The organism is Streptomyces otsuchiensis (assembly GCF_004305975.1).
Taxonomy (GTDB): domain Bacteria; phylum Actinomycetota; class Actinomycetes; order Streptomycetales; family Streptomycetaceae; genus Streptomyces; species Streptomyces otsuchiensis.
In genome coordinates, this window is record NZ_BHZI01000258.1 from 1 (window position 1) to 8,349 (window position 8,349).

At 73.1% G+C, this 8,349-nt stretch carries 6 protein-coding genes; all 6 read right to left on the bottom strand.

The window, feature by feature from the left end:
- The coding region (pyrF, locus tag E0D90_RS20795; protein WP_103502352.1) for an orotidine-5'-phosphate decarboxylase at positions 1-684 on the bottom strand (684 nt) is incomplete at its 3' end.
- The gene (locus E0D90_RS20800) at positions 681-1,763 is read right to left on the bottom strand and encodes a quinone-dependent dihydroorotate dehydrogenase (RefSeq protein ID WP_438827425.1); all 1,083 of its coding nucleotides are present in this window, start codon (positions 1,761-1,763) and stop codon (positions 681-683) included. The genes E0D90_RS20800 and pyrF, both read right to left, overlap by 4 nt.
- A gap of 140 nt (positions 1,764-1,903) precedes the next feature.
- Entirely contained in the window at positions 1,904-5,224 is a 3,321-nt protein-coding gene (gene carB, locus E0D90_RS20805) for a carbamoyl-phosphate synthase large subunit (RefSeq protein ID WP_130799616.1), read from the bottom strand.
- Complete coding sequence (gene carA / locus E0D90_RS20810) at positions 5,217-6,350, bottom strand: glutamine-hydrolyzing carbamoyl-phosphate synthase small subunit (RefSeq protein WP_130799617.1); 1,134 nt, start codon at positions 6,348-6,350, stop codon at positions 5,217-5,219. The genes carB and carA overlap by 8 nt, the downstream gene beginning before the upstream one ends.
- Positions 6,347-6,997 (bottom strand): PH-like domain-containing protein, encoded by a 651-nt coding sequence (locus E0D90_RS20815; RefSeq protein ID WP_374754170.1) that lies wholly within the window; start codon positions 6,995-6,997, stop codon positions 6,347-6,349. Before E0D90_RS20815 ends, carA begins: the two co-directional genes overlap by 4 nt.
- Entirely contained in the window at positions 6,994-8,286 is a 1,293-nt protein-coding gene (locus E0D90_RS20820) for a dihydroorotase (RefSeq protein ID WP_103529306.1), read from the bottom strand. The genes E0D90_RS20815 and E0D90_RS20820 overlap by 4 nt, the downstream gene beginning before the upstream one ends.
- Positions 8,287-8,349 lie beyond the last annotated feature (63 nt).

Here is an 8,349-nt window from a genome sequence, read left to right on the forward strand (position 1 = left end):
GGCCGGTGGCGCCTCCCCCACGCCCTCCCCCACGCCCTCGGCACCGACCGTGGCGCCGACCACGGCGCCGAAGGAGCCGGGCTCGCCGGCCGGGGTGGTGGCGGCGTTCTCGGCCGCCAGGGCGGCGAGCATCGTCGCCGCGACCGGGCGGCCGTCCTCGCCCCGTGCGCGCTGAACCTGGCCGCCCTCGGCGTTGGAGGTACGGGCGAGGACGAAGACGCCCGCGCCGCTGGCCCGTGCCAGGTCGAGCGCCGGGCGGAGCGACTCGTAGCCGAGGTAGGGCGAGAGGGTCACCGCGTCGGCGTACAGGGGGGAGGCGGGGTCGAGGTAGGCCGAGGCGTAGGCGCCCATGGTGGAGCCGATGTCACCGCGCTTGATGTCCAGCAGGACGAGCGCGCCCGCGGCCCGCAGTTCGGCGACGGTCCGCTCCAGGACGGCGACCCCGCGCGAGCCGAACCGCTCGAAGAAGGCGGACTGTGGCTTGAAGACGGCCACGTGTTCGCCGAGGGAGGCGGTGATCGCGGCGCAGAACCGCTCCAGCCCGGCCACGTCGTCGGTCAGGCCCCAGGAGGTGAGGAGCGCCGCGTGGGGGTCGACGCCCACGCACAGGGGGCCGCGCGCGGCGGTGGCCGTCCGGAGCCGGCTGCCGAAGGGCACGACGGCCGGCGGGGTCGGGTCGGTCACGGCGCGTCCGCCTTCCGGTTGTCGGCGCCGACCGCGTCGGCGAGGGTCGCGTACGGGCTCTCGCGCAGCCGGGCGGCGAGCCCGGTGCGCACCGACCGGGGCCACAGCGGTCCGCGGTAGATGAAGGCGCTGTAACCCTGGACGAGGGTGGCGCCCGCCAGGACACGCTCCCAGGCGTCGTCGGCGGTCTCGATGCCGCCGACGCCCACCAGGGTGACGCGGCCCCCGGTCCGGCGGTGGAGCCTGCGGAGCACGGCCAGCGAGCGTTCCCGCAGCGGCGCTCCGGACAGTCCGCCGGCACCGGCGGCCTCCACCTCGGCGGTGTCGGTGACCAGCCCGTCGCGGGCGATGGTGGTGTTGGTGGCGATGATGCCGTCCAGCCCGAGGTCGAGCGCGAGGTCGGCGACGGCGTCGATGTCCTCGTCGGCGAGGTCGGGGGCGATCTTCACCAGCAGCGGCACGCGCCGTCCGCCCGGTCCGCCGACCCGGTCCGCCGCCTCGCGGACCGCGGTGAGCAGCGGGCGCAGCTGCTCGGTGGCCTGGAGGTCGCGCAGCCCGGGGGTGTTGGGCGAGCTGACGTTGACGACCAGGTAGCCGGCGTGCGGGGCGAGGCGCTCGGTGGAGGTGACGTAGTCGGCCACCGCCTCGGTCTCGGGCACCGCCTTGGTCTTGCCGATGTTGACGCCGAGGCGCGCGTCGAAGGCGGGCCGGCGCTCGGCCAGTCTGCGGGCGACGGCGGCCGAGCCGTCGTTGTTGAAGCCCATCCGGTTGACCAGCGCGCGGTCGGCCGGGAGCCGGAACAGGCGGGTGCGGGGGTTGCCCGGCTGCGCCTGGCCGGTGACGGTGCCGACCTCGACGAAGTCGAATCCGGCCATGGTGAGGGCGTCGATGCCGGTGGCGTTCTTGTCGAAGCCGGCGGCGAGCCCGAAGGGGCCGGGCAGGTCCAGCCCGAGGGCGTGGGTGCGCAGCACGTCGTGGCGGGGCGCCAGGACGCGGGCGACCGCCGTGCGCAGCACGGGGACGCGGGCGGCGGTCCGCAGGGCGCCGAACGCCAGGTGGTGGGCCCGCTCGGGGTCCATGCGACGGAAGACGGTGCGGAAGAGCAGTCGGTACCCGGGGTGGGCGGCGGCGCGGTCGCCGCCCCGTGCCGCGGCGGGTGTCGCGGCACGGGGGGCGTCGGCGCCAGGGGAGGTGGCCATCGGTGTCGGGTGCTCCTTCGTCACTGGCCGCGGGCGGCGTTGAGGCGCTGGGCGTGCTCCTGGAGGGAGCGGACGCCGACCTCGCCGCGGGCGAAGGCGTCGATGCCCTGGACGGCGGCGGAGAGCGCCTGCACCGTGGTCAGGCAGGGCACGCCCCGGGAGACGGCCGCGGTGCGGATGTCGTAGCCGTCGAGCCGGCCGCCGGTGCCGTAGGGCGTGTTCACGATGAGGTCGACCTGTCCGGCGTGGATCAGCTGGACGATGGTGGGTTCCCCCGCCGGCCCCTCGCCCTCGTTGTGCTTGCGCACGGAGGTGACCTGGATGCCGTTGCGGCGCAGCACCTCGGCGGTGCCGGAGGTGGCCAGCAGTTCGAAGCCGTGTTCGAACAGGGCACGGGCGGGGAAGATCATCGCCCGCTTGTCGCGGTTGGCCACCGACACGAAGGCCCGTCCCTTGGTGGGCAGCGCGCCGTAGGCGGCGGCCTGGGACTTGGCGTAGGCGGTTCCGAAGACCGAGTCGATGCCCATGACCTCGCCCGTGGACCGCATCTCCGGGCCGAGGATGGTGTCCACGCCCTGGCCGTGGATGTCGCGGAACCGGCTCCACGGCATCACGGCCTCCTTGACGGAGATCGGCGAGTCCATGGGCAGGGTCCCGCCGTCCCCGGTCGGCGGGAGCATGCCCTCGGCGCGCAGTTCGGCCACCGTGGCGCCCAGCGAGATGCGGGCGGCCGCCTTGGCGAGCGGCACGGCGGTGGCCTTGGAGGTGAAGGGCACGGTCCGCGAGGCGCGGGGGTTGGCCTCCAGCACGTAGAGGATGTCCCCGGCCAGCGCGAACTGGATGTTGATCAGTCCGCGGACGCCGACGCCGTGGGCGATCGCCTCGGTGGAGGCGCGCAGCCGCTTGATGTCGTGGCCGCCGAGGGTCATCGGGGGCAGGGCGCAGGCGGAGTCGCCGGAGTGGATACCGGCCTCCTCGATGTGCTCCATGACGCCACCGAGGTACAGCTCCTGGCCGTCGTAGAGCGCGTCGACGTCGATCTCGATCGCGTCGTCGAGGAACCGGTCGATCAGCACCGGGTGCTCGGAGACCAGACCGGCGTGCTCCCGCAGGTAGCCGGCGAGCGACTCCTCGTCGTAGACGATCTGCATACCGCGGCCGCCCAGCACGTAGGAGGGGCGGACCATCACGGGGTAGCCGATGCCGCCCGCGATGGCCTTCGCCTCCTCGAAGGAGAAGGCGGTGCCGTACTTGGGGGCGGGCAGCCCGGCCTCCTGGAGCACCCGGCCGAAGGCGCCGCGGTCCTCGGCGGCGTGGATGGCCTCGGGCGGGGTGCCGACGACGGTGACGCCGTTGTCCTTGAGCGCCTGGGCCAGGCCGAGCGGGGTCTGGCCGCCGAGCTGGACGATGACGCCGGCGACGGGCCCGGCGAGGGTCTCGGCGTGGACCACCTCCAGCACGTCCTCCAGGGTGAGCGGCTCGAAGTAGAGCCGGTCGGAGGTGTCGTAGTCGGTGGAGACGGTCTCGGGGTTGCAGTTGACCATCACGGTCTCGTAGCCCGCGTCGCTCAGCGCGAACGAGGCGTGGACGCAGGAGTAGTCGAACTCGATGCCCTGGCCGATGCGGTTGGGCCCGGAGCCGAGAATGATCACGGCGGGCTTCTCGCGCGGGGCGACCTCGTTCTCCTCGTCGTAGGAGGAGTAGAAGTACGGCGTGCGGGCGGCGAACTCGGCGGCGCAGGTGTCCACCGTCTTGTAGACGGGCCGGATGTCCAGCGCGTGCCGCACCTCGCGCACCACGTCCTCGCGCAGACCGCGCACCGCGGCGATCTGGGCGTCGGAGAAGCCGTGCCGCTTGGCGTGGCGGAGCAGGTGGGGTTCCAGCCTCTCGGCGTCGGCCAGTTCCGTGGCGACCTCGTGGATCAGGAAGAGCTGGTCGATGAACCAGGGGTCGATGCGGGTGGCGTCGAAGACCTCTTCCTGGGTGGCGCCGGCGCGGATGGCGCGCATCACGGTGTGGACGCGGCCGTCGGTCGGCACGGCGGCGGTGCGCAGCAGCTCCGCCTTCTCCTCCGGGCCGCCGGGGTCGGAGGCGAAGTCGAACTGCGAGCCCTTCTGTTCCAGGGAGCGCAGCGCCTTGTTGAACGCCTCGGTGAAGTTCCGGCCGATGGCCATGGCCTCGCCGACGGACTTCATGGTGGTGGTCAGCGTGGCGTCCGCCGCCGGGAACTTCTCGAAGGCGAACCGGGGGACCTTGACCACGACGTAGTCGAGTGTCGGCTCGAAGGACGCCGGGGTCTTCTCGGTGATGTCGTTGGGGACCTCGTCCAGCGTGTAGCCGATGGCGAGCTTCGCCGCGATCTTCGCGATCGGGAAGCCGGTGGCCTTGGAGGCCAGCGCCGAGGAGCGGGAGACCCGGGGGTTCATCTCGATGACGACCACCCGGCCGTCGTCGGGGTTGACCGCGAACTGGATGTTGCACCCGCCGGTGTCGACGCCGACCTCGCGGATCACCGCGATGCCGATGTCACGCAGGACCTGGTACTCGCGGTCGGTCAGGGTCATGGCGGGGGCGACCGTCACCGAGTCCCCGGTGTGCACGCCCATCGGGTCGAAGTTCTCGATGGAGCAGACCACCACGACGTTGTCGTGCTTGTCGCGCATCAGCTCCAGCTCGTACTCCTTCCAGCCGAGGATGGACTCCTCCAGGAGCACCTCGGTGGTCGGGGAGAGCGCCAGGCCCTGCCCCGCGATGCGGCGCAGCCCCTCCTCGTCGTGGGCGAAGCCGGAGCCGGCGCCACCCATGGTGAACGAGGGCCGGACCACGACCGGGTAGCCGCCGAGGGTGTCCACGCCGGCGAGGATCTCGTCCATCGTGTGGCAGATGACCGAGCGGGCGGACTCGCCGTGGCCGATGGCGGCGTTCACGGCGTCGACGACGTCCTTGAACAGCTGGCGGTCCTCGCCCTTGCGGATGGCCTCGACATCGGCGCCGATCAGCTCGACACCGTGGCGCTCCAGCACGCCCGACTCGTACAGCGAGATGGCGGTGTTGAGCGCGGTCTGGCCGCCGAGGGTGGGCAGCAGCGCGTCGGGGCGCTCCTTGGCGATGATCTTCTCGACGAAGTCCGGGGTGATCGGCTCGACGTAGGTGGCGTCGGCGATCTCCGGGTCGGTCATGATCGTGGCCGGGTTGGAGTTGACCAGGATGACCCGCAGCCCCTCGGCCTTGAGCACCCGGCACGCCTGGGTCCCGGAGTAGTCGAACTCGGCGGCCTGGCCGATGACGATCGGTCCGGAGCCGATGACCAGGACGGACTGGATATCGGTGCGCTTAGGCACGCTGGTCCTCCATCAGGGAGACGAAGCGGTCGAACAGGTAGGCCGCGTCGTGCGGGCCGGCTGCCGCCTCGGGGTGGTACTGGACGCTGAAAGCAGGGCGGTCGAGCAGGCGCAGCCCCTCGACGACGTCGTCGTTGAGGCAGACGTGGGAGACCTCGGCCCGGCCGAAGGGGGTGTCGCTGACGCGGTCCAGCGGGGCGTCGACGGCGAAGCCGTGGTTGTGCGCGGTGACCTCGACCTTGCCGGTGGCGCGGTCCTTGACCGGCTGGTTGATCCCGCGGTGGCCGTACTTCAGCTTGAAGGTGCCGAAGCCGAGGGCCCGGCCGAGGATCTGGTTGCCGAAGCAGATGCCGAACAGGGGGGTGGAACGTTCCAGCACCCCGCGCATCAGCGCCACGGCGTGGTCGGCGGTCGCCGGGTCGCCGGGGCCGTTGGAGAAGAAGACCCCGTCGGGTCCGGCGGCGTAGAGCTCCTCCAGGGAGGCCGTCGCCGGCAGGACGTGCACCTCGATGCCCCGTTCGGCCATGAGCTGCGGCGTCATGCCCTTGATGCCGAGGTCGACGGCTGCGACGGTGTACTTCTTCCCTCCGACGGCGGGCACGGTGTAGGCGGTGGGGGTGGCGACCTCGGCGGAGAGGTCGGCGCCCGACATCTGCGGGGCACTGCGGACGCGCTCCAGCAGCCGCGCCGGTTCGGCGAGCGCGTCGCCGGAGAAGATCCCGACCCGCATCGCGCCGCGTTCGCGCAGATGGCGCGTGATGGCGCGGGTGTCGACGCCGCTGATGCCGACGACGCCCTGCGCCGCCAGCTCCTCCTCCAGGCCGCGGGCGGCCCGCCAGTTGGAGTGACGGCGGGCCGGGTCGCGGACGACGTAGCCCGAGACCCAGATGCGGCGGGACTCCTGGTCCTCGTCGTTGACACCGGTGTTGCCGATGTGCGGGGCCGTCATGACCACCACCTGGCGGTGGTAGGACGGGTCGGTGAGGGTCTCCTGGTAGCCGGTCATGCCGGTGGAGAAGACCGCCTCGCCGAACGTCTCGCCCACCGCGCCGTAGGAGCGGCCGGTGAAGGTCCGGCCGTCCTCCAGGACGAGCAGGGCGGGGGACGCGGGTGCGGAGGTGCTCACGGTGCGCCTTCCTGGTGGTGCGGGAGAGCGGCGCCGTCGCCGCTGCCGGGGGTGTCGCCGGGCGCCGGGGCGGTGGCGGAGGAGGCCGCGGCGCCGATCGCCTCGGCCCACGCGGGGTGGTCGGCCGGCTGGTCGAACCGGAAGCCGGAGTCGAGCAGCCGCCCGCCGTGCTCCCAGGTGACGATGAGCATGCCGCCGTCGGTCAGGACCTTGCCCGCGATCGCCTTGTCCAGGCGGGCGGCGCGTAGCTGCCCGGTGGGGACGAAGAACGGCGCGGCGCCGGGCCGGTCGACGGCCAGGCCCTCGTCGGTGAGGGTCAGTTCGGCGCGGCTGCGGGTGCCCAGACCGCGGGCGATGATCCGGTCCAGCCACTGCCCGGCCGTGGTGGAGCCGTGGTAGCGGCCGCTCGCGGTGAGCAGCGCGGCGGACGTGGTGCCGGGCGCCGTGGGCAGCGGCGGCAGGTCGGACTGGGCGTCGCCCCGGCGTCGCCAGGCCCGGCGCATCAGCCAGTAGAGCAGCACGACGATCACCAGCATGCCGATCGTCCAGCTGATGTAGCCGGGCCAGTTGATCTCGGGACGTTCGACGGCGAGTGCCGCCGTGTCCGCGCCGGTGGCGGGTACCGGGAAGGTGGTCAGGAGGCTCACACCAGCTCACCGCCCACCACGGTGGCGCGGCCGCGCAGGAAGGTGTGGGTGACCCGGCCCGGCAGCTCACGGCCCCGGTAGGGGGTGTTGCGGCTGCGGGAGGCGAAGCCGGCCGGGTCGACCTGCCGGCGGGGGGCGGGGTCGAGGAGCGTCAGGTTGGCCGGTTCGCCGGCCTCGATCGGACGGCCGTGACCTGCCAGCCGCCCGATGGCGGCGGGCCGGTGGGACATCCGGTCGGCGACGCCGGCCCAGTCGAGCAGTCCGGTGTCGACCATGGTGTGCTGCACCACCGACAGCGCGGTCTCCAGCCCCACCATGCCCATGGCTGCGGCGCCCCACTCGCAGTCCTTGTCCTCCTGCGGGTGCGGGGCGTGGTCGGTGGCGACGCAGTCGATGGTGCCGTCGGCCAGCGCCTCGCGCAGGGCGAGGACGTCGCGCTCGGTGCGCAGCGGCGGGTTCACCTTGTAGACCGGGTCGTAGGAGCGCACCAGTTCGTCGGTGAGCAGCAGGTGGTGCGGGGTGACCTCGGCGGTGACGTTCCAGCCCTTGGACTTGGCCCAGCGGACGATCTCCACCGAACCGGCGGTCGACAGGTGGCAGATGTGCACCCGCGAGCCGACGTGCGCGGCCAGCAGCACGTCCCGGGCGATGATCGACTCCTCGGCGACGGCGGGCCAGCCGGTGAGGCCGAGTTCGGCGGAGACGGCGCCCTCGTTCATCTGGGCGCCCTCGGTCAGCCGGGGCTCCTGGGCGTGCTGGGCGATCACGCCGTCGAACGCCTTCACGTACTCCAGCGCGCGGCGCATGATCACGGCGTCGTCGACGCACTTGCCGTCGTCGGAGAAGACCCGTACGCCGGCGGCCGACTCGTGCATCGCGCCGAGTTCGGCGAGCTTGGCGCCCTCCAGCCCGACGGTGACGGCGCCGACCGGCTGCACGTCGCAGTAGCCGGACTCGCGGCCCAGCCGCCAGACCTGCTCGACCACGCCGGCGGTGTCGGCGACGGGAAAGGTGTTGGCCATGGCGTGGACGGCGGTGAAGCCGCCGACGGCAGCCGCGCGGGTGCCGGTCAGCACCGTCTCGGAGTCCTCACGGCCCGGCTCGCGCAGGTGGGTGTGGAGGTCGACCAGGCCGGGGAGCAGGATCTGCCCGGCGGCGTCGACGACACGGGCGTCACCGGCGTCCAGGCCGGTGCCGACGGCGGCCACGACGCCGCCCTCGATCAGGACGTCCCGCTCCTCGCCGCCGAGGACGCGTGCGCCGCGGATCAGGGTGTTGGCTTCGGTCACTGGTTCTCCTCGGCTTCCCCGGCGGTGCCGGGTGCGGTGGCGGGTGCGGTGGCGGGCGGGTTG

What these genes read in the sequence shown, in the direction of transcription:
- E0D90_RS20800 (WP_438827425.1), bottom strand. Translation starts at nt 1,763, where the DNA reads ATGGACCCCGAGCGGGCCCACCACCTGGCGTTCGGCGCCCTGCGGACC.